This window comes from Streptomyces sp. NPDC026673, from assembly GCF_040638135.1.
GTDB lineage: Bacteria > Actinomycetota > Actinomycetes > Streptomycetales > Streptomycetaceae > Actinacidiphila.
On sequence record NZ_JBEZXR010000010.1, the window covers coordinates 91,176 to 113,326 of the forward strand.

The following is a 22,151-nucleotide window of genomic DNA, read 5'->3' on the forward strand; positions in this document are numbered from 1 at the left end:
GCGGTCCGGGTGCCGGCCCGGTCAGGAATGCGGCACCGCGCTCCAGCCGGCCAGGATCGGCAGGACGCGGGCGGTCGGAGAGTCGGGCTCGGTCGTGTAGACGACCAGGCGCTGGTCCGGCTCGTGCGGCGCGCGGACGATCTCGATGTCGAAGGACATCGGGCCGCCGGCGGGGTGCCGGATACGCTTGACCACCGACGCGTAGTCGCGGACGGCGTGATCGTCCCACCAGCGGGCGACGTCGCCGTCGGTCGCGCGCAACTCGTCCATCAGCGCCGCGAGGCGGTGGTCGTACGGACGGCGGGCGATCTCCCGGCGCATCGTGGCGACGGTGGCCGAGGCGAAGTCCGCCCAGTTCACGATCCGCTCGCGCGCGATCGGGTCCTGGAACATGTAGCGGACGAACGACGCCCCCGGTTCCAGCGGACGCCCCAGCACCTCCGTCAGCAGGGCGTTGCGGGCCAGCACCTCGCCGCGATGACCGAGCAGCACCACCGGGACGTGGTCGAGCGTGCGCATCAGCCGCAGCAGGCCGGGATCGGCGCGCTGGGCCGCCTGCGGAGCCGGGGCGCGGCGCCGCGCGGTCGGCGCGGCGAGGTCGCGGAGATGCGCGTGCTCGACCTCGTCCAGGCGCAGCGCCCGGGCCAGCGCGTCGAGCACCTCGGCGGAGATGTTGGCCTGGCGTCCCTGCTCGAGCCGGCTGTAGTAGTCCGCGCTCAGGCCGGCCAGCACGGCCAGTTCCTCCCGCCGCAGCCCTGGCACCCGCCTCGCCCCGGGGAATGCCTCGATGCCCGCCTGGGCGGGGGTGAGGCGGTCCCGGCGGGAGCGCAGAAACGCCCCGAGCGCGGCGCGGTCGCGTGGCATTCCTCCAGGGTAGGCGGCCCGCCGGCGCGCTGGGTGGTCCTGCCGTGCCCAGGTTCGTCCTGTCCTGGCCCGGTGCCCGGGGCCGCCATACAACGGGATCCATGACTACTTCCCTTCACACGAAGAACAGCACACCCGCCGTCCCCGGCTCCCGGCTGGCCGGCCGCACCGCCGTCGTCACCGGCTCGACCAGCGGCATCGGCGCGGCGATAGCCCGCACGCTGGCGGGCGAGGGCGCACATGTCGTCGTCAGCGGCCGGCAGACGGCCCATGGGGACCGGGTCGTCGAGGAGATCAGGCAGGCCGGCGGGCGTGCCGACTTCGTCGCGGCGGACCTGGGGGACGGCTATGCGCAGCTGCGCGCCTTCGCCGCGACGGCCACGGAAACGCTCGGCGGACGCGTGGACATCCTGGTCAACAACGCGGGCATCTACCCCGCGACGCTGACCGAGGAACTGCCGGACGCTGACCTCGACGCCATGCTCGCGGTCAACGTCCGCGCTCCCCACGTCCTGGTGGCCGCCATGGCACCGGCCATGGCGGCGCGGGGCAGCGGCGCCATCGTCACCATCGGCTCCTGGATGGCCCGGGTCGGGAGCCCCTTCGCGGCGATGTACACCGCGACCAAGGCCGCCGACGAGCAGCTCACCCGCAGCTGGGCCGCGGAGTACGGACCGCGCGGCGTGCGGGTCAACACCGTCGCGCCCGGTGCGACCCTCACGCCGGGCAACGAGGCGGGCCGTGCGCAGCTCGACGCGATGACCGCCGCCACCCCGGCGGGAGTCGTCGTCCGGCCGGACGACATCGCCAAGGGCGTCCTGTACGTCGTCAGCGACGACGCGGCCATGGTGCACGGCATCACGCTCTACGTCGACGGCGGGATCTCCGCCACCCGCCTGTCCTGACCCGCGGCCGGGGGGCCGGTCCCGCGCCGGCGCCGGCTCACCCGGCGCCGTACGGGAACGGGACGCCCGCGGCGCCGGGGGGCGCGCGTTCCCGTACGGCTACTCGTTCAGGAGGCGCCGCACCGAATCCAGGACCAGGTACCAGAGGGACGCGCGGTTCTCCATGACCGACGGATCGGTCGCACGCATCAGCCCGAGCAGCCGCTCCGCCGCGCCCAGCGGGTCGACGCCGTCGTCCGTCGCGGCTTCCGGGTCGTACTCGGGCCGCTCGCGCTCCAGCGCGTGGAGGAAGAACGCCAGGGCGTCGACCCCGCTGTTGAGCAGGTGCGGGCCGCCGTCCTCGGGGATGCAGTAGACCGATCCGGTCCCGGTGTCGACCATGACGTCGGACAGGCCGATCCCGCCCAGCGACAGCCAGGCCGACATGTCGAACGGGCAGGAGGGATACCGCTCGGCGACGGCCCTCCATCCTTCGCCGCCGATGACCAGCTCCCCGTCGACGAACAGTTGATCCGCCTCGAACCATCCGCTTCGGTCGGGGAGCCCGACATCCCTCAGGAAGGCAGTGGTGGGCCGGTGCGCGACTCCGGTGAGGGCCGCCTCGTCCGCGGTCACCAGTTCGCCGGAGCCGAAGGCCGACTCCATTTCGGCGCGGCCGATCAGAGGATGCGTCATCCCACCACCCAACCAGCTCGTGACGGCCGCCGGGGCGTGGGGGCGTGGAGCGTTGGCGCCGGGGTGGCTGCGTGGCGGGGCCTCGAGGCTCCTTTTGGCCGTCAAGCACCCTGCCGGTGCAAGTCCGCTCTCACCGACGCGTGTTGCCGCCGCAGCCCGCTGGGACTCACACCGTACGTGGTCTTGAAGACGCGACTGAAGTGGGGTGCGCTGACGAACCCCCACTGGTGGGCGATGGCCTCGATCGTCATGAACTGATGCGCCGACGACTCCAGTTCCTTCTTGCACTCTTCGAGGCGCTGCGCCCTTATCCATTCACCGAGGGTGATTCCCGCTCGGGACAGGATCAGGTAGAGCTGGCGTACGGACACCTGGTGCTCGGCGGCGATACGTGCGGCGGTCAGGTCGGGTTCTGCCAGATGGAGGCGGACGTATTCCTGGACGCGCTGCAGAAGTGTGCTGTTCAAAGGCGCTCTGGCCAGGTCGTCCCGGCCCAGGGCCATGGTGACCACAGCCCTGATCAGGTCGACACAGGGCCCCTCGAACAGGGCCGTCCCGGCCTCGTCGACAGCGGCCCGGCTACGGGCCAGTCGGGTGAAGAACGCCGCTGTGGCTCCCACGACCGGGCGCTCCGAACCGAGTCGCACAGCTGTGACCTGGTCGAGCAGGGACCGCCGCAGCCCCAGGACGTGCGTGGGAACGCGCACGAGGACCGAGTGCATCGTGCCGTCGAAAAGGACCTCATAGGGCTTCGCGTTCTCGAGCACCGCGAGATCCCCCGCCCGTGTCACACCCTGCCTGCCCCCCTGGCGGAGCCGGGAGACCCCCGCTTGCTGGAGATGGACGAGAACCTGCGGCACCATGTCGTCGCCCACCGGGGCGGCGGCACGGCGGAGGCGGTCCACGTTCCAGCCGATCTCCGAGACCTTCACCGACCCCACCGCGTTGGTGGCCGCCCTGGCCCTGAGGTGATGCGGGTTCGATGGAAGGTCCACCTCTATGCGGCCGTTGATGGACCACGAGAATGCACGGATCGCATCCGCGCGATCGCCGGGAGGCAGCGACGCCACGTCGAGTCGACCTGCCATGTGGGATTCCTCCTGAACCGCTCGCGGAGCCTGCGTTGCGGAGGCAGGTCTCCACGGTACTGCGGCAAATGACATGCTTTGCGGCTTTTACCGTATCGTGCACATCTCTTTCCGCGCGGCCTTGCGGTACGCCGGCGGACCGCGGGCACTGCCGCGTGAGGCGCTGGTCCGCCCGGACAGGGTGGCGCGGGCGGCGGCGTAGACATCGACGGGGTCGGACGTGCCGATGCGGCGGCGTTGAGGACGACCCCGCAGGATGTCGGTCAATGCCCGGGCCACGGCCATCGCGACCCGGGGATCGGCGTCGATGTCAGTGGTCCGCCCTAGTGTCCTGTGTATCGCGAAGGCCGCGCCCGCCGCATACGGGTGCCGGACCGTCGATTCCCCGCGTCCCGCCTGAAGAAGGGTCAGCCATGCCCGCGACCACCGACTCGACCACCTACCTCGAACTCTCCGAGGACGGCGGCGGCGCGCACAAGTTCTACGAGGTACGGCACACGGGCACCGAGGTGACCATCTCCTTCGGGCGGATAGGCGAGCAGGGCCAGACGCGTGCGGCCACCTACGCCACCGCGGAGAAGGCGGCGGCGGCAGCGGCGCGCAAGGTCGGCGAGAAGGTCCGCAAGGGGTACGCCCCGGCGGTGCGCGGGGTGCGGCAGCGGCGCGCGGTCACCCGGCGGGAGATCGTCAGCAGCCGCTCGACGGCCCGTCAGGCGCCGGTGCTGTGGCGGTTCTCCTCCGGCGCCCCGGCCTTCGGCGTCTTCGTCGGCGAGGACCGGGCCTGGGTCGGCAACCAGCGCGGCGACGTCTTCACCCTGACCCACGACGGACAGGTGACGGGCCGCTTCGGCCTGCCCGACGGCGTCAAGTGCATCGTCGCCGACGACTTCTGGATCTACGCGGGCTGCGACGACGGCCGGGTGTACGACCTCAGCGGCAAGGTCCCGCATGTCGCCTACGAGATAGCCGAGGACGTCGACATCTACTGGCTCGACATCCACGACGGCCTCCTGGGCGTCTCCGACGCGCACGGCGGCGTCACCACCGTGGACCACGAGGACGAGTTCCAGTGGCGCCGCTCCGGCGCCGGCCAGAGCGCCTGGATGGTCCGCTGCGACGACCGCGGCGTCTTCCACGGCGACTCGCGGGGCGTGGCGATGTACGGTGCCCGCGACGGCGCCCCGCTCTGGTCGGTCACCACGCAGGGAGGGGTGCTCTTCGGCTGGCAGGAGAGCGACGAGGTGTTCGCCGGCACCGGCCGCGGCTGGGTCTACCGGCTCGCCAAGGCCGACGGCGCGGAGCGCGCCCGCTACCGCTGCGACGCCGCGGTCTTCTCCTGCGCCACCTCGCCCGACGGCCGCTATGTCTTCGCGGGCGACAACACCTCGTCCATCTACTGCTTCGCCGCCGACGGCACCCGGCTGTGGAAGCTCGGCACCGGATGCGGCTCGGCGTACTCCATGCAGTATCGCGACGAACGCCTCTACATCGTCACCACCGACGGCTCACTGGCCTGCATCGACGCGAGCGAGGGCGCGGTGCGCGAGGCCGAGGGCGGCCGCCTGCCGCAGACCGCCGACATCAAGGCCGCCGGATGGGAACGCGTCACGCCCTCCCAGGAGTTGGCCACCGTCCACGTCGCCCCGGCCGCACCGGCCGACGGCGTGGTGGTGGAGTGCGTCCAGGAGGGCGCCCGCACCCGCATACGGGTGGTGTCCCCCGGCTACGACCCGGCCTGGCGCGTGCAGTTCCCCAAGGACGTCCGGGTCGTCGGCGCCCGCTACGTGGTCACCGAGGTCCTCGCCTCGGCCCGCGGCGGCTTCTACCGCGCCCGCGGGGACATCAAGCGCCTGCTCTGACCGGGGGCGGGCCCGCCGTCCGCGCTGAGGGCGGGCACGGACGGCGGGCCGGCGCCATCGGCCCGGAGGCCCGACGCCGTGCACGCTGATCGGACGGCCGATCCGGTGTCAGAGCAGGGCGGCGGTGACCGCGGCGAGGCGCCGCCGGTATCCGGGGTCGTAGGCCTCGGCGGCCGCCCGGGCCTCCTTCTCGCCGTCGAAGTACCGCCCTGTGACGCCCGCCAGTTCGGGCGCGTCGACCAGACGCCGGGTGGCCGCGACGCCCTGCTCCAGGGAGTCGACGACATCCATCCCGGAACGCCGGGACATGGCCGTCGGCATGTAGGACGCCGGATGGAGACTGTTGACGGTGACGCCGCTGTCGGAGAGCTCCTCCGCCAGGTCGAAGCCGTGGCAGACGAGGGCCAGCTTGGAGCGGCAGTAGGCGGCGACGTCGGTGTAGCCGCGGGTGAGTTCGGGGTCCTCGAGATCGAGCGGCTGCTGGCCGACCGAGGCGACGTTCACGACGCGGGAGGGCGCCCCGCGGTGGAGCAGCGGCAGGAGTTCCCGGGTGAGGACCACGGGTGCCAGGTAGTTGACGGCCAGACGCAGTTCGTGGCCGTCGGCGGACGTCAGCCGCCGGGTGCCCGCCGTGTGGAAGCCGACGCCGGCGTTGTTGACGAGTACGTCCAGCCGGTCGTGCCGGACGGCGACCTCCGCTGCCAGTCGCCGGACGTCGGTGAGCGCGGAGAGGTCGGCGCGGTAGGGCTCGCCGCCGGTGGCGGCGGCCACTTCCGACAGGCGGTCGGGGTCGCGGCCGTGCAACAGCAGGGTGTGCCGCCCGTCGGCGGCCAGGTCCTCCGCGAGGGCGCGGCCGAGTCCGTCGGAGGCACCGGTGATGAGGATCGTTGCCATGTCGTACACCTTTCTGTCCGGGCGGCATCGCAAATGCCGTCCCATGGAGGGGCAGTGAGCGAGGTGGGGGCTGAGGGGGCCGGGTGGTCACCGGGTTCAGCGGGCGGAAGCCGTCGCGGTCCCGGCGCCGCACGCGTCCTCCCGAGGGTCGCGGCGGGAGACGGCACCGCCGGAGCCCGTGGGCATGCCGAAGCGCGCGAAGGCCGCGACGAGCGCGAAGGCGCCCCCTGCCAGGGCGAAGCACAGCGTGAAGCGGCTCTCGGCGGGCGCGTGCCCCGGGGACCCGGCGGCCACGAGCGTGGCGACCAGCGCACCGGCCACCGAACTGCCCACGGAGCGGGCCACGGAGTTGACGCCGTTGGCGACGCCGGTGTGCTCCGCCGGGACGGCGGTCAGCAGGACCGCGGGCAGCGCCGTGAACCCGAACGCGACGGCGACGCCCACGAGGACTCCGGCCCCCACCACCACGGCGGCGGCGCCGTGGGCCGTGGCCAGCAGCGTGAAGCCGGCGGTGCCCGTCACCGCTCCCACGGCGAGCGTGCGCGGGGCGCCGATGCGGCGTACCAGGATGCCGCCGAGCCGGGCGGCGGCCGGCGAGACCAGGGCGGGCGGCAGGAGGTAGTACAGGGATGCCTGCAGGACGGACGCCCCGAAGCCGTAGCCGGCCGCGGGCGGCGTCTGCACCAGGGCCGAGACCAGGATGAACTGGGAGAACATCGCGTAGCCCAGTAGCAGTCCCGCCAGGTTGGCGAAGAGTACCGGCCGGTGGACGAGCATCCGCACATCGACCAGGGGATCCGCTACCGCCCGTTCCACCCGGATCCAGACCGCCGCCGCCACCGCGCCCGCGGCGAGGCAGCCCAGTGTCGGCGCCGACGTCCAGCCCCACACCGTGCCGCGGGACAACGGGAGCAGCAGCAGGACGAGCGTCGCCGCCAGCCCCAGCGCTCCGCGCCAGTCGACGCGCCCACCGGTCGCCGCGCGGGACGGTGGGACGGCGACCGCGACGGCCGCCAGGCCGAGCGCGGACATCGCGACGGCCGGCCAGAAGACGCGGTGGTAGTCGGGCGCGGGCCCTGCGATCAGCAGTCCCGCGCCGACCAGGGCCAGTCCGTTGCCGAAGGCGAGGGCGCCGCTGACGGCGCCCATGGCTGCGGGAAGTCGCCTGGCGGGCAGCTCGTCCCGGAGGACGGCCTGGGCCAGCGGGAACACGGCGGTGGCCGCGCCCTGCAGGGCCCGTCCGGCGATCAGCGCGGGCAGCGTGTCGGCGACCGCGGCCAGTACCGAACCGGTCAGGGTCAGGGCCAGTGCGCCGAGCAGCACGGGCCGCCTGCCGTACTGGTCGCCCGCCCTGCCGAGCAGCGGTGTGCAGACGGCGGCCGACAGCAGGGTGGCGGTGGTGAGCCAGCCGACGTCCGCGGCCGGGGCGTGCAGTTCCCGCTGGATGGTGCCGAGGACGGGCACCACCAGGGTCTGCATCATCGAGACGACCATCGCGCCGAACCCGAGGCTCAGGACGAGGCCGCGGCCGGTCGGGCGGCCGCGGCCCGGGGCCGCGTCGCCGGTGGGCTCGAGGGCTGTTGCCATGACGTGGGTGCTTCCGTGGACGGGTGTGCCGGTCAGCCGAGGGTCCTCAGCAGCGCGGCGGCCAGCGCGGCGGAGGACTGCGGGTTCTGGCCGGTGTGCAGGGTGCGGTCGACGACGACGTGCGGGGACCATGGCTCGCCCGACGCGTACTCGGCGCCGAGGGCGGCGAGCCGGTCCTGCAGCAGCCAGTTCAGCCGGTCCGCGAGCCCGGTCTGGTTCTCCTCGGCCGTGCTGAAGCCGGTGAGCCGGTAGCCGGCGAACGGCGACGTGCCGTCCGCGTCCTGGGCGGCGAGCAGCGCCGCCACGCCGTGGCAGACCGCGGCCAGCGGCGTCCCCTGCGCGAGGACCGTGCGCAGCAGCCGGGCGGAGTCGGCGTCCGTGGCCAGGTCCTGCATGGGGCCGTGACCGCCCACATAGAGGACGGCGGCGTATCGGGCGGGATCGACGTCCGCCAGGACCAGCGGGGTGCGGAGCGCGTTCACCGTCGCGAGGGCGGCGGCCGCGGCCGCGGCGCCCGCGGCGCCGCCGTTGACCTCGGGCGTCAGGCTGACGGGATCGACGGTGGGGGTGACACCGCCCGGGGTGGCGACGGCCACGGTGTGACCGGCCCCGGTGAGGACGCCGGAGGGGGCCGTGAACTCCTCGGCCCAGAAGCCGGTGGGGTGCTCGGTGCCGTCGGCCAGCGTGAGGTGATCGGCACCGGTGACGACGAAAAGGATCTCTGCCATGTCCGGGTACTTCCTGGTCTCCGCCGGGGTGGTCCCCCGGTCGGGGCGAGTGGGCCGCCGGTTGACCGGCGGCGGAACGTTCATGACCATAGGTCGCACATCGATCGGCAAACCAATAGGATCCCCGACATGGTTCATCAGAAAGCCGATGGAAGGGGAACCGGCGGCGGCGTCGGCGAACCGGGGACGCGGCAGGCTCGTGCGACGGCCCCGGCGGCCCCTGCCGACGGCCCCCTGGACCTCGGGCTGCTGCGCACGTTCCTCGCCGTCTACCGGGCCCGCTCCCTCACCACGGCCGCCCGGATGCTGCGCATCTCGCAGCCCACCGTCACCGCGCAGGTGCGCGCGCTGGAGCAGCAGCTCGACCGGCAGCTCTTCGAGCGGCTGCCGCGGGGCGTGGCCGCGACCACCGTGGCCGATGAACTGGCCGGGCGGATCGCCGGGCCGCTGGACGCGCTGGCGGAGGTCGCCGACCGCGGCGGCACCGGCCTGGAGGCGCCCGCCGAGCCGGTGCACCTGGCGGGGCCGGCGGAGATGGTGTCCGTGCGGGCGCTGCCCGTGCTGGCGCCGCTGGCGGCCCAGGGCGTCCTGCTGCGCATCACCACCGGTCTCGCCGAGGACCTTCTCGAGGGCCTGCAGGGCGGGCGGTTCGACCTCGTCCTGTCGGCGGTGCGGCCGCGCGGCCGCTCCCTGACCGGCGTCCCGCTCATGGACGAGGAGTTCGTGCTGGTGACGACGCCGGGGTGGGCCGCCGGGATCGGGCAGCTCACCTGCGACGACCCCGGCCCGCTGAGCGACGTCCCGCTGGTGGCGTACGCCGAGGACCTGCCGATCCTGCGCCGGTACTGGCGTCACGTCTTCCGTACCCGCCTGACCGCCCGGCCGGCGATCGTCGTACCGGACCTGCGCGGGGTGCTCGCCGCCGTCGTCGCGGGCGGGGGCGTGACCGTACTCCCCCGCTATCTGTGCGAGGCGGAGCTGGCGTCGGGCGCGCTGGTGGAGTTGCTGGCGCCGGAGGATCCGCCCATCAACACCGGCTTCCTGGTCGGACGGGCGGGCGCGCACGCCCGCGCGCCGGTCACCGCCGTACGGGAGCGGCTCCTGGCGGCGGCCCGCGGCTGGTGACCCGCGTCGCCGCACCCTCGCCCCGCGCTCGCCCCGTGGCGCCGACACGCCGCGCCAACACCGGGCTCTGGCGGCACAGATGAGGTCACGTCAGAGGACGAAGAGTGCGCGGATCCGCCAGGAGCACCACGCGGCCGGCCTCGGGGTCAAACCCGAGCACGGGGTTCCCGCCGTCGCCCTCGGCGGACATGAGCACCGGCTTGCCGAGCCGGCGGCCGACGGCGCGGAGGAAGGCGCACAGGACGTCCACGCCTTCTTGCCCCCGGAGCTCGCGGAGGTCGATGTCGAAGTCGACTTCGGCGGCCGAGAACACCCGGAAGACCATCGACACGCCCGGAACCGGCGAGACCCCCAATACGGCCGTCTCCGCGCCCTCCTGACGGGCCAGCACATCAGCGGCGCGGGGCAGCGGCCGGGTGACTCCTCCCTCCGCGTACGTCCACGCCCATCCGCGCGACCGGGCCAGGTCGAACACCGCCTGCCAGTCGTCGGCCGTGGTGCCGGGCACACAGACGTCCGGCAGAGCCCCCATCAGGCCGGGGTCGAAGAAGTCCCGCACGTCGTCCCACAGCAGATCCGGCACCGCACCATGCTGCCCGCGGGCACGTCCCGGACGCACCCCGGTTTCGCCGCGTCCCCGTAACTCCCCGTCACAGCCGGTCTTGTCGCCACACGGCGGCTCTCGGGGCGGCCTCGCGATGACACAACTGTGCCATGACACAAGAGCGACACCGTTCGCCCTTGAGCCTGGTCGAGGGCGCCCCGAAGATCAATGGTCGTCCACTCTTCACATGGCTTGAGGAGTTCCCTTGCCCACGGTTCACATCCCCCGGCCCAGGTCAGGGGCGATCGCGCTCGGCGTGGTCGCCGCCCTGGCACTCGGGGTCATACCGGCCACCGCCGCGGTATCCGCGGACACGGCCGGTCGCGTGCCGGCCGCCGGCGCCGCACCACGTCTGCCCGGCACCGGCGGCACGCACACCGTCACCCTCATCACCGGCGACAAGGTGACGATCGGCACCGCCGCCGACGGCACCGCCATCCGGTCCTTCCAAGGGGCGAACGGCACCACCACCGGTTTCCACCGGGCGGTCGTCGACGGGGCGACGTACGTGTACCCCGACGCCGTCCTGCCGTACGTCAGCGCCGGAACGCTGGACCGGCAGTTGTTCAACGTGACCCGGCTGATCGCCGACGGCTACGACGACGCGCACTCCTCCCGGCTGCCGCTGATCGTGCGCTACACCGACGCGGCCGCCAGGTCCAAGACCCTGCCGAAGGTGACGGGCTCGACCGACGTCCACCGGCTGGACAGCATCCAGGGCGCGGCCCTCGCGCAGAACCGCAAGCAGGCTCCGGCGTTCTGGTCGGCGCTGACCGGCGGTACCGATGGGGCGTCCCGCTCCGCGAAGCCGTCCTTCGCGGGCGGCGTCGCCAAGGTCTGGCTGGACGGCAAGGTGAAGGCCGATCTGGCCGACTCGACCGCCCAGATCGGTGCGGACAAGGTCTGGGCGGAGGGCAACACCGGAAAGGGCGTCAAGGTCGCGGTGCTCGACACCGGAATCGACGCCGAGCACCCCGACCTCGCCGACCGGATCGACACCAGCGCCAGCTTCATCCCGAACGACCCCGAGACCATCGACTACCACGGCCACGGCACCCACGTGGCCTCGACGATCGCCGGCACGGGCAGTGCCTCCGACGGCAAGGAGCGGGGGGTCGCCCCGGGGGTCCGCCTGGACATCGGCAAGGTGCTCGACGGCGACGGCCGCGGCCAGGAGTCCTGGATCATCGCGGGCATGGAGTGGGCCGCCCGGGACCAGCAGGCCAAGATCATCAGCATGAGCCTGGGCGGGTCCGGTGACCACACCGATCCGATGAGCCAGGCGGTCGACCGGCTGAGCCGCGAGACCGGCGCGCTGTTCGTCATCGCGGCGGGCAACAGCGGCCCCCACACCATCGGCAGCCCCGGTGCCGCGGACTCCGCGCTGACCGTCGGCGCCGTGGACTCCGCGGACCGGCTCGCCGACTTCTCCAGCACCGGCCCGCGTGACGGCGACGCCGGGCTGAAGCCGGAGATCACCGCACCCGGCGTCGACATCCTGGCGGCCCGCTCCCACTACAAGCGGGGCTCGGGCTACTACACCACGATGAGCGGCACCTCGATGGCGACCCCGCACGTCGCCGGCGCCGCCGCGCTGCTGGCCGCCGCCCACCCGGACTGGACCGGCCCGCAGTTGAAGGAGGCGCTGGTCAGCAGCGCCAAGGCGACGCCCACGTACTCCCCGTACGAGGCGGGCGCCGGCCGGCTGGACGCGGCCGCGGCCGTACACACCTCGGTCTTCGCGACCGTCAGCGCCTTCTCCGGTTTCCACGGCTGGCCCCAGAAGCCGGGAGAGACCGACGTCCAGAAGGTGACGTACACCAACACCGGTGACGCACCGGTCAGTCTGAACCTGGGAATCGACGCGAAGGCCCCGGCAGGGCTGTTCACGCTCTCCGAGGACAAGGTCGCCATCCCGGCGCACGGCACGGCCTCGGTCTCCCTGACCGCGGACCTGGACCGGCTGCCGCTGGAGCAGTCGATCAGCGGCATGGTCATCGGTACGGACGGCACCGGAACGGTCCGCGCCCGCACCCTGATCGGCGCCGCCAAGGAGGGCCAGCGGCAGACTCTGACCGTCACCGCCAAGGACCGCTCGGGCAAGCCGCTGGCGGGCAGGGTCATGCTCACCGCCGAGGGCCTGTTCACGACGATCGACATCGACGAGACCGGGAAGGGCACGGCGCGCCTGCCCGTCGCCGACTACAGCGGCTATCTCATCGGCGACGTGCGGGGCGCCCACGGCCCGCACTCGCTGGGCATGGCGCTGCTCCCCTTCAACGACGTACGGCTGGACCGGGACCGGTCCGTCACCCTCGACGGCCGCAAGGCCCGTCAGATCCTGGCCCGCGCCCCGCAGCAGACCACCGCTGTCGCTCCGCGCCTGGACGTCCACCGGTCCTTCACCACCAGCCTGGTCGAATCGTCCATGCTGCCCAACCCGACCTACGACAGCATCTGGGCGCTGCCGACCGGCAAGAAGGTCACCGACGGCGAGTTCGAGTTCGGTGCCCGCTTCCGTCTGGAGCAGCCGGCGCTGACCCTCGCCACGAAGTCGACGACCTACGCCGACCCGCTGGTCAAGCGCGGAGCCAAGCCGCTGCCGGCCGGCACCCGGACGCTGACCGCGGTCTACGCCGGCAAGGGCACGGCCGCGGAACTGGCCCGCCACAAGGTGGCCGGCAAGGCCGTGGTGGTGCTCGGCAACGACCCGGTGGCCATCCAGACGCAGGCCGAGACCGCCGCCGCGGCGGGCGCGCGGATGCTCGTGGTCGTCAACACCGGCATCGGCCGGGTCTACCCCTGGGACGAGATCGCCTGGACCCCGGAGAGCCCGGCCCCGCTGACGGTGGCCACGCTCAACGCCGACCAGGGCACGCATCTGATCCGCGCGCTGCACCGCGGCAAGGTCGGCCTGAAGGTCACCTCCCACCCCACGACCGACTACCTCTACGACGTGGTGCGCCACTGGTCCGGCGCGGTACCGGCGGACCCGACCTGGCGCGTCACTCAGCGCGACCTGGGCAAGGTCGACGTCTCGTTCCGCAACCACCGCCAGGGCAAGGCGATGGAGTACCGCCCCGACATCTGGCAGGGCTGGGCGGTCGGCAACCAGCTCGCCGCTCCCGCCCAGGGCGACCGGACCGACTGGGTGACCGCGGACGCCGCCTGGCTGGACGACGCCTTCATCCTGAGCGAGACCGGGCAGCACGCGATCGACGTCCTGCGCTACCCGGCCGGGAAGACCGGCAAGGTCACCTGGTTCGGGCCGATCCAGCGCCCCCGGATGGGCCCCATCAACTACCAGCCGGTGCGCTACCTCGACGGGGTCTACATCCCCGCACCCGGCTGGGGCGACTCCGGCTCCGGCCACGTCGGCGAGGCCTACGGCAACTACGACGTCAAGGACTGGATGTCGCTCTACCAGGGTGACCGGCAGCTCAACTGGGGCAACTCCGAGTTCCTGCCGATCACCGGCCTCGCACCCGAGCGCCTGCCCTACCGGCTGGTCGTCGACAACGACCGGGCGGACTGGACCCACCCGTACTCGACGCACACGCTGACGGAGTGGAACTTCACGTCCGCGGCCACCGGACCCGAGTCGGCGGAGGCCCTGCCGCTGATCCAGCTCGACTACGGCGTGGACACCGACAAGGCGGGCCGGGCGGACCGGCACGCCAAACTGACGGTGACCGCCTCCCACCTGCCCGGCACGACCGCCGCCATCGGAAAGCCCTCGCTCGAGGTCTCCTACGACGACGGCAAGACCTGGCAGCGGACCGAACTGGGCCGCAGCGGTGACGGCTGGCGGGCCGGCCTGAACGCGCCGAAGTCCGCCGGATTCGCCACGCTCCGGGTCACCGTCCGGGACAGCGCGGACAACACCGTCTCGCAGACGATCACGCGGGCCTTCGGCCTGCGCTGACGCCGGCGACGGAACATCCACCGGGCGGGGCCGCAGCCGACGGCCCCGCCCGCCGTCGTGTACCGACCCAACCGGGAGTCGGCGGAGTCCGAGCGCGCCGTCATGCCGCTCACGGCGGCACTGCGGCACCTTGCCGAGCATCCGGGCCCGCACACACCGGCCCGGGTGCCCGCCTGCTTCCGTGACGTCGCCGACCACCGCCAGCGGGTCGCCGAGCAGATCACCGCCGATCACCGCCTTCGAGGAACCCGTCAGCGGCATGCGCGCAGCCGGCATCGCCCGGCTCGGCTTCCGGCAGAACGCCGACATGCGCCGCATCATCGCCTGGGCGGCCCCGGTCCCCGCCTTGGTCGTCGATATCCGGGCGCGATGTCACATTTCAACAGGTTTCACTGTCAATAAGGTGACTTACATCTGTTGGAGGTGGATGGTCGTGGATGTCTATGAGGCCGTGACGAGCCGACGGGCAGTACGCGCCTTTACCGATCGGCAGGTCCCCGGCGAGGTACTCGAGCGCGTGCTGTCCGCCGCCGCCTGGGCCCCGTCCGCCTCGAACCTGCAGCCGTGGCATCTCTACGTGCTGACCGGCGGGCCGCTGGCCGAGCTCAAGAAGCGCGCCGGCGAACGGGTGGCGGCGGGCGACCCCTGGGACGAGCCGGAGTACGAGCAGTACCCGCCGACACTGGGATCCCCGTACCGCGAGCGCCGGGAGGCCTTCGGGGAGCAGCGGTACGGCGCGCTCGGCATCCCGCGCCGGGACCTGGAGGCGCGCCAGCGGGCCGCCGCCGCCAACTGGGACTGCTTCGGCGCGCCCGCCGCCCTGTTCTGCTACGTCGACCGCGACATGGGCATGCCGCAGTGGGCCGATGTCGGCATGTATCTGCAGACCGTGATGCTGCTGCTGCGCGCCGAAGGGCTGCACAGCTGCGCGCAGATGGCATGGGCGAAGTACCACAGGACCGTCGCGGAGGTGCTCGCCGTCCCGGACGGCCTCATCCTCTTCTGCGGCATGTCCATAGGGTTCGAGGACGTCACGGCACGTCACCCCCGCCCGGCACGGGCACCGCTCGCCGAGACGGTGGAGTTCGTCGGCGATGAGGCCGCGCCGCACCCCCACGACCGGACACGGGGGCCTCGGCGTGCCGCGCCGCCCGCCACAGCCGCGGCCCCGGCGGTCTGCGCCTGATCCGGCACCCGTTCCGACGTGCGACGTCTCGACCGGGCCCGAGAATCGTCACTCCCTTGACAGGTGACGCAGCCTGTGCGACCGTCGGCATCATCCGCGGTGGGATCCGGCTCCCTCGTCCGCGGTGGCGCCGCACCTGCGAAGCGGATCGCCCGGGCGTCACCTCGGTGGCGCCCGAATCCGCCCGTTCCCCCACCGGAGGAATCCCGTGACAGTACGCAACGTCATGAAAGCGGCCACTGTGGCAGTGGCCATCGTCACCATCGCCTGCGGGTGCTTCCTCCAGGTCTTCTGAGGACGACACCGCGAGAGAGAGGACCGGCATGCGGAAGACGCGGAAGGTCATCAAAGCCGTCAGCGCTGTCAAGGCCGTCAGCGCTGTCAAAGCCGTCACGGTCGCCCAGGCCGCCGAGCCCGTCACGGTCGTCGCGGTCGCCAAGACCGCGGATGCCGACGCGGTGGCGCGCCGGGCCCGGTTCGGCGCCCTGCCCGAGCGCGTACGGCCGGAGGACACCACCGAGGTGACGCCCGTCATGGTGCGGTACCCCTCGCAGGACCTCTACGACCACGAGAAGTGGAACACCTGCAGGTGGGTGTAGCGGCAGGACCGCGCCCCACGACAGCAACGTGCCCCCGGGCGGACAGCGGTCCGCCCGGGGGCACGGTCGTGGTGCCGGGTGACGCTACGGGGTGCGTCCCCTCGTCACGTGCAGGGTCACCGGCACCGGTGGCAGCCAGTACGGGGTGTCGCTGCGCATGACCAGGGAGGCCGTGCGGTCTCCGGGCCGGATGATCCCGCGCGCGTCGGTCGTCACGGTGAACGTCGCCCGCTGACCGGGCCGCAGGGTCAGCCGGTGCGGGCTCTCGGACAGCCAGTCCACGTCCGACTCGGTACGGTCCCAGCCCGGCAGCTGCTCGACGGTGGCCACCGGTACGGGGAAGCGGCTCTGCTCGCTGCCGCCCACCCGGTACATGCCGGGCGCGCCACCGCCCCGGTACACGGCGGTGGCGGTGTCGGGGAGCGCGGTCCAGGTGTCGCTGCCCGGGTCATAGGCGTAGCCCTCCGGGGTGAGGACCCTGTTCACGCCGACCCGCTTGAAGCCGCCGGACACCAGGAGCCGCCCGTTGACGGCCGCGTAGGCCCCGGTGGCCAGGCCGACCGGCATGGCGGCGACGGGCTGCCAGCTGTCGGAGCCGGGGTCGTAGACGTACGCCGCGGCCGTCTCCACGTACTCGTGGGTGCCACCCGCGCAGTACAGCCTGCCGCTGATCGCGCCGCACGCGGCCCAGCTGATCGACTGCGGGTAGTCCGCGACCCTCGCCCATCGGCCGGAAGCCGGGTTGAAGACGTACACGGTGTCCGCGCACTCGGTGTTGGTGCAGCCGCCGACGACGTACAGCCGCCCGTCGAGGACGGCACCCGCCGCGCCGTAGTGCCCCTGGGGGATGGCCGGGCCCTTCGCCCAGGTGTCGCGGGTGGTGTCGTAGACCTGCAGGGTGCGGCTGACCGTCTCCTGCGGGCCCCAGCCGCCGACGGTGTAGACGCGGTCCCCGATGAGTCCGTGCGCCGTGGCCTGCCGGGGCTCGGGCGCCGGGGCGCCGCGGCTCCAGCTGCCCGCCGACGGGTCGTAGACGTACAGGTCGGCGGTGGGCGCCGCGCCGTCCGAACCGAGGGCGGAGTAGAGCCTGCCGCGGTGGCTCTCCACCGCGTTGTCCATCACCGGGACGGGAAGGGCGGGCAGGGTGCGCCAGGCGTCGGCGGGTGCCGCGGAGCCCGGACCGGTGCCGGTGCGCTCGCCGATGCGGAGCGTGGCGGGCGCGGTGCCGGTGTTGCGCACGGTGACCTTGCGGACCGCCTTGCCGCCGGGCGCGACGGTGGTGTCGATCCGTGCCGCGCCGACGGACAGCCGCCCCGCCCCGAGGGCGAAGGAGGCCTTGACGGCGCGATCGGCGGGGACGGTCACGGACCGGTGGGCCGTGCGGTAGGAGGGCTTGGCGGCGCTGACGAGGTGGCCGCCACCGCCGGGGACGAACAGGCGGTAGAGGCCGTCGCCGACCCGCGGGTCGCCGGTGGTGGCCGTGGTCGGCGCCGACGGACCGTGCAGACCACTCCGCACCGAGGCGCCGACCAGTCCGCGTCCGGTGTTGGCGTCGGTGACGGTGCCCGTCAGCACTCCCCCGCGGACGGGGGTGAGGATCCGCCGGGTGACCGTCACGTCGTCGACGGCCCAGAGCATGCCGGGCCCGGTGAAGTGGAAGCGCACCTGCACCGCGCGCGCACCGGCGTAGGCGGTGAGCGGGATCTCGACCCGCCCGGTGCCCCACAGCTGGTCCTGGTGCCAGACCGTCGTCCAGGTCCGGCCCCCGTCGTCGGTGACGTCCACGTCGCCGCTCTGCTCCGCGGAACCCTCGTAGTCGGTGTCGAAGGCCAGCGCGGGGTCGCCCTGGCCGCCGAAGTCGTACACGGGGCTGATCAGCCGGGTGTCCAGCGCGGTGTCCCAGCCGGCGTGGTCGTTGTCGGCGACGGCGAAGCCGCCGGAACCGCCGGTGTTGTTGCCGCGGCCGCCGGGGTCGTCGAACGCCCAGCCGTGCGCCGTGCCGGGCGCGTCGGCGACGCTCCAGCCCTCGGGCGCCCCGGCCGCGGAGTCGAAGGGCTGGGTGTCCAGCGTGTCCACCTTCAGGGTGTACGCGGGGTTGCCGGTCGCCCACGTGTCCGCGGGCAGCGCCAGGCGCAGCTCCTGGTCGGCACCGCCCACCGTGACCTGCTTCACCAGGGGCCGGTAGTGGGAGTCGTCACCGGCGACCCGGAGCGTGTAGGTGTGGTTCTCGGGCAGGTCGAGGCGGTACGCGCCGGTGTAGGCGTCGGACCAGACCGGAGCGCCCGGCACCCCGTCCACGGTGATCTTCGCGTGGAGCGGCCAGCCGTGCCCGGAACCGTCGGCGACGGTGCCCGACACCCGGTGGGTCGCCAGTTTGCGCAGGGGGAAGTCCCGGGTCACCGCGGCTCCGTCGGTGACGTCGACGTCCGCGGCCTCGCCCGTCGCGTAGCCGTACGCGGCGACCCGGACATCATGGCCGCCCGCGGGCAGCGGCAGGCTGTACCGGCCCTGGGCGTCGGTGGTGGCGCGGAAGATGCCCGCGGTCACCACGGCCGCGGGCACCGGTGCGCCGCTGCCCTTGTCGGTGACCTTCCCCGTCAGGGTCCCGTGCGGCCCCATCCGGAAGGCCCGCAGGCCGTCGGGGGTGCCCAGGCCGGTGGGGCCGTCGTATCCCGGGCCCGCGGTGCACAGATACGCCGGTGAGCAGCGGCCGTTGGTGCCGGTGGTGACGTCGTGGAGTCCGGCGCCCCCGGCGGCGTACGGGTAGGTGTTGGGGTAGGTCCCGGCGACCGGGGCGGCCGCGTTGGCGTAGACGCCCGCGATGATCGGCGCCGAGGCGCTGGTGCCGCCGGCCACGCCCCAGCCGCCGCCGTTGTAGCCGTCGTAGACGGCCACGCCGGTGGCCGGGTCGGCCACGGCGGACACGTCGGCGACGGTCCGCCCCGGGCAGCCGGTGTCCTGCTGGAAGGCGGGCTTGGGCTCGTACAGGGAGCAACCGGAGCCGGTGCCTGCTCCGTCGTGGTCCCACACCGACTCCGACCAGCCGCGGGCCGTGCCGCCGTCCCGGGTCAGGGTCGTCCCGCCGACGGCGGTCACGTGGGGGGACGCGGCCGGGTAGGCGACGCCGTAGCGGGAGTCACCCGACGAGGCGACGATGGCGACGCCGGGATGGTCGTAGTGGACGTCGGCGGCGGACTCGCCGGGGTCCTCGGGGTAGTACAGGTAGTTGGAGCCGTAGGAGTTGGAGACGTATCCCGCGCCGAGCGCCACGGCCTGGTCGACGGCGGCGCCCAGGTCTTCGATGCTCGCGGAGTCGGCCTCGACCAGCAGAATGCGGGCGTTCGGGGCGACGGCGGAGACCATGTCCAGGTCGAGGGAGATCTCACCGGCCCAGCCGGGGTCGGGGGCCGGGTAGTGGGTGCCGCCGCGCTGGTCGACCTTGGTGAAGCAGCCGTTGGCGGTGGTGCAGGGGGGCAGCCCGTACTGCGCGCGGTAAACGGCGAGGTCGGCCTCGGCCTGGGGGTTGTCGAAGGCGTCGACGACGGCGATCGTCCTTCCGGCCCCGCCGTCGTCGGGCAGGCCGTAGGCGCCGCGCAGATCGGCGGGACCGAAGCCCTGCGGGGCGTCCCCGGCCGTCCGCACGCCCTTGCGCGCGGGGAGGTCCGTGCGCCGCAGGCCGTAGCAGGTGAACTCGTGCGGCTTGGGCGGGCCGCACAGCGCCTCGACGCGGCCCGGCGGCGCGTGACCGGACGTCGGCGACGCCGTGGCCTCCGCGGCGCCCGTCGCGAGGGCCGGGGCCTGGACGCCGAGCACGGCCAGTACGGCGGTGCTCAGCAGCCCGGCGGCGACGGACCACCGTCTGCGCCGGTGGGTCAGCGGTCTCCGGGATATGGACAAATCGCAACTCCTGTCGGCATTCTCGGGCGGCGGCGCACACCGCCCCCGGATGGGTGAGTTGCGGGAAGCCCGGGAAAAGTTCGCGTTCGGCGCGGGGAACTTTCGCGGATGCCCGTGCGGTACGCCTCAGGCCGTGTCCACCAGCCATTGCCGGACCTGCCGGCGCGCCTTGTGCAGGCGGGACTTCACCGTGCCGAGCGGGATACCGAGGCGCTCCTCGATCTCGCGGTACTCCATCTGGCAGATGTCCCGGTACACCAGCGGCGCGACCAGGTCGGGGCTCGCGCTCTCCAGCCGTTCGAGCGCCTCCAGCAGGTCGAGGCGGGTCCCGGCCACCACGCTGGTCCTGCGCGGGTCGGGCGTGTCGGTCTCGGCCGCGGTGAGGGGCTGCTCGGCACGCCGCCGCCTGAGTTCGCGGTACTTCTGGCGCGCGCAGTTGGCGACGACCGTGTACAGCCAGGTGTGGAAGAGGCTGCGGCCCTCGAAGGTGCCGATGCTGCGGGCGACTTGGAGCAGCACGTCCTGCGCGGCCTCCTCGGCGTCCTCGCGGTGCGGCAGGAAACGGCCGCACCGCCGCAGCACCTCGGGACGGATCCGCGCGAGCAGCAGGTCCAGCGCCGCGGTGTCCCCGGCCGCCGCCCGCGCGGCGAGCTCCTCCGTCTCCTGGGCGGGCGTCACAGGGGTCCTCCTTAGGCCGTCTTGGGGTCGGTGCATGATAGGCACATGCCCCCACCTGAGCAGATCGGCCGCTACCGGCTGGTGCGACCCGTCGGATCGGGGGCGTTCGCGATGGTGTGGCTGGCCCACGACGACTCGCTCGACGCGCCGGTGGCCGTCAAGGTCATGGCCGAGAACTGGGCGTACCGCATGGATCTGCGCGAGCGGTTCCTCGCCGAGGCCCGACTGCTCCGCAAGGCGGCGTCGCGCCGCCTGGTGCAGGTCTTCGACATGGGGGAACTGCCCGACGAGCGGCCGTATTTCGTGATGGAGTACGCCGACGGGGGCACTCTGGGCGATCTCCTCGCGCACGGCCGGCCGCCCGTGCGCGAAGCACTGCGGCTGACGGCGGAGGCCGCCCGGGGCGTCGCGGCGCTGCACGAGGCGGGCGTCGTGCACCGCGACATCAAGCCGTCCAATGTGCTGATCAGCAAGGCGCAGGACGGCGGCGACCGGGTGCTCGTGGCCGACCTCGGTCTGGCCAAGGCCCTCGCCCAGGCCTCGGGTCTGACCATGGCGGCCGGGTCGGCCGGCTACATGGCGCCCGAGCAGGCGCGCCCGGACGGGGACATCGACGTCAGGGCCGACGTGTACGGCCTGGGGGCCCTGCTGTACCACCTGGTCACGGGGGCGGTACCCGGTCCGCCGGGGAAGGTCGTACGACCCCGCCGGCTCCGCCCCGACCTGCCGGCGGGTGTGGAGCGGGCGGTGCTGCGCGCTCTGGCGCCCGACCGGAAAAAGCGCTGGCCGGGCGCGGCGCGGTTCGCCGACGAACTGGACGCGCTGGCAGTGCGGGCCGGCCACGAGTCCGGGGGACCGCGTCGCCGATGGGGACGGGCGCCGGCCGTCGTGGTCTGCGCCGCGGTGCTCGCCGCGTCGGGCGCGGGCCTGGTCGCCTCGCGCTCCGATACGCCCCGGGCCGCCGCGCCGTCGGTCGTCGGCGACGCGACGCACCGGATCCGGGTGGAGGTACCGGCGGGGTGGGCCCGGGAACTCGTCGGCGGCGGGTGGAGCCCGAAGGCGGTGGGCCTCCCCGACGCCGATGAGCCGGCCCTCCTCGTCGCGGGTGACGTGGGAAGCTGGCAGGACCTGGGCTCAGGGGTCGACGGCGTGTTCGTCGGGCTGAGCGAGCGGGGCGATCTCGCCGCGCGGGTCGGCGCCATCCGGCACGACGGCTGCCGCTACCGGGGCGGCCGTGGCTACGCGGGCGGGGGACCGTCCGGGTGGACCGGCCGGGTCCGCCACTGGAGCGACTGCGGCTCCGCGGGCGGCTCGATCGACGAGATCAGCCTCATCAGGGGGGCCGGCGCGCAGCCCCAGGTGTATGTGCAGATCCGGCAGAAGGGCGGTCCCGATCTGACCGACCGGATCCTCGGGGAGCTCCGGATCACCGTGTGAGCCGGTATCCGCCGAGAACTTCCGCCGCCCCCGGCGCATCTCACCGGGAAGACGGGCCGCACGAACGACCGGCCCAGGGTGCCGTGGCGCACCCCGCCGA

The 22,151-nt window shown here is 73.4% G+C and carries 16 protein-coding genes; 7 read left to right on the forward strand and 9 right to left on the reverse strand.

What is annotated here, in order from left to right; all coding sequences use genetic code 11:
• Positions 1–21 precede the first annotated feature (21 nt).
• Complete coding sequence (locus AB0F62_RS10885) at positions 22–864, reverse strand: helix-turn-helix transcriptional regulator (protein WP_361795227.1); 843 nt, start codon at positions 862–864, stop codon at positions 22–24.
• Between the two features lie 101 nt (positions 865–965).
• On the opposite strand from AB0F62_RS10885, the gene AB0F62_RS10890 reads away from it, so the two are divergent.
• Entirely contained in the window at positions 966–1,769 is an 804-nt protein-coding gene (locus AB0F62_RS10890) for an SDR family oxidoreductase (protein ID WP_361795230.1), read from the forward strand.
• A 99-nt stretch (positions 1,770–1,868) separates the two neighbouring features.
• On the opposite strand, the gene AB0F62_RS10895 is transcribed toward AB0F62_RS10890, so the two are convergent.
• Together AB0F62_RS10895 and AB0F62_RS10900 are read right to left on the reverse strand one after the other, a co-directional pair.
• Positions 1,869–2,444 carry an SUKH-4 family immunity protein gene (locus AB0F62_RS10895; RefSeq protein WP_361795233.1) on the reverse strand — a complete coding sequence of 192 codons (576 nt, stop codon included), beginning with the start codon at positions 2,442–2,444 and terminating at the stop codon, positions 1,869–1,871.
• 101 nt (positions 2,445–2,545) lie between these two features.
• Positions 2,546–3,514: a helix-turn-helix domain-containing protein gene (locus AB0F62_RS10900; protein ID WP_361795236.1), complete on the reverse strand. Its 969-nt coding sequence runs from the start codon at positions 3,512–3,514 to the stop codon at positions 2,546–2,548.
• A 431-nt stretch (positions 3,515–3,945) separates the two neighbouring features.
• On the opposite strand from AB0F62_RS10900, the gene AB0F62_RS10905 reads away from it, so the two are divergent.
• A complete protein-coding gene (locus AB0F62_RS10905; protein WP_361795239.1) occupies positions 3,946–5,391 on the forward strand; it encodes a WGR domain-containing protein in 1,446 nt (481 codons plus the stop codon).
• A gap of 108 nt (positions 5,392–5,499) precedes the next feature.
• Here the strand turns inward: AB0F62_RS10905 and AB0F62_RS10910 are convergent, their stop codons facing one another.
• From AB0F62_RS10910 to AB0F62_RS10920, 3 genes are all read right to left on the reverse strand, one after another.
• The gene (locus AB0F62_RS10910; protein ID WP_361795242.1) at positions 5,500–6,285 is read right to left on the reverse strand and encodes an SDR family NAD(P)-dependent oxidoreductase; all 786 of its coding nucleotides are present in this window, start codon (positions 6,283–6,285) and stop codon (positions 5,500–5,502) included.
• Positions 6,286–6,381: 96 nt separating this feature from the next.
• Positions 6,382–7,872 carry an MFS transporter gene (locus AB0F62_RS10915; protein WP_361795245.1) on the reverse strand — a complete coding sequence of 497 codons (1,491 nt, stop codon included), beginning with the start codon at positions 7,870–7,872 and terminating at the stop codon, positions 6,382–6,384.
• Positions 7,873–7,904: 32 nt separating this feature from the next.
• Entirely contained in the window at positions 7,905–8,600 is a 696-nt protein-coding gene (locus AB0F62_RS10920) for a type 1 glutamine amidotransferase domain-containing protein (protein WP_361795248.1), read from the reverse strand.
• A gap of 129 nt (positions 8,601–8,729) precedes the next feature.
• Between AB0F62_RS10920 and AB0F62_RS10925 the strand changes: the two genes are divergently transcribed.
• Complete coding sequence (locus tag AB0F62_RS10925; protein ID WP_361795251.1) at positions 8,730–9,725, forward strand: LysR family transcriptional regulator; 996 nt, start codon at positions 8,730–8,732, stop codon at positions 9,723–9,725.
• Between the two features lie 85 nt (positions 9,726–9,810).
• Here the strand turns inward: AB0F62_RS10925 and AB0F62_RS10930 are convergent, their stop codons facing one another.
• Entirely contained in the window at positions 9,811–10,308 is a 498-nt protein-coding gene (locus AB0F62_RS10930; protein ID WP_361795254.1) for a hypothetical protein, read from the reverse strand.
• A 226-nt stretch (positions 10,309–10,534) separates the two neighbouring features.
• Here AB0F62_RS10930 and AB0F62_RS10935 point away from each other — a divergent pair, with 226 nt between their 5' ends.
• From AB0F62_RS10935 to AB0F62_RS10945, 3 genes are all read left to right on the forward strand, one after another.
• Positions 10,535–14,254 carry a S8 family serine peptidase gene (locus AB0F62_RS10935; protein ID WP_361795257.1) on the forward strand — a complete coding sequence of 1,240 codons (3,720 nt, stop codon included), beginning with the start codon at positions 10,535–10,537 and terminating at the stop codon, positions 14,252–14,254.
• A gap of 433 nt (positions 14,255–14,687) precedes the next feature.
• Entirely contained in the window at positions 14,688–15,440 is a 753-nt protein-coding gene (locus AB0F62_RS10940) for a nitroreductase (RefSeq protein ID WP_361795260.1), read from the forward strand.
• A gap of 323 nt (positions 15,441–15,763) precedes the next feature.
• Entirely contained in the window at positions 15,764–16,039 is a 276-nt protein-coding gene (locus AB0F62_RS10945; protein WP_361795263.1) for a hypothetical protein, read from the forward strand.
• Positions 16,040–16,123: 84 nt separating this feature from the next.
• Here AB0F62_RS10945 and AB0F62_RS10950 read toward each other — a convergent pair whose 3' ends face one another.
• Positions 16,124–19,936 carry a carboxypeptidase regulatory-like domain-containing protein gene (locus AB0F62_RS10950; RefSeq protein WP_361795266.1) on the reverse strand — a complete coding sequence of 1,271 codons (3,813 nt, stop codon included), beginning with the start codon at positions 19,934–19,936 and terminating at the stop codon, positions 16,124–16,126.
• A gap of 126 nt (positions 19,937–20,062) precedes the next feature.
• The gene (locus tag AB0F62_RS10955) at positions 20,063–20,650 is read right to left on the reverse strand and encodes an RNA polymerase sigma factor (protein WP_361795269.1); all 588 of its coding nucleotides are present in this window, start codon (positions 20,648–20,650) and stop codon (positions 20,063–20,065) included.
• 9 nt (positions 20,651–20,659) lie between these two features.
• On the opposite strand from AB0F62_RS10955, the gene AB0F62_RS10960 reads away from it, so the two are divergent.
• Entirely contained in the window at positions 20,660–22,051 is a 1,392-nt protein-coding gene (locus tag AB0F62_RS10960; protein ID WP_361795272.1) for a serine/threonine-protein kinase, read from the forward strand.
• Positions 22,052–22,151 lie beyond the last annotated feature (100 nt).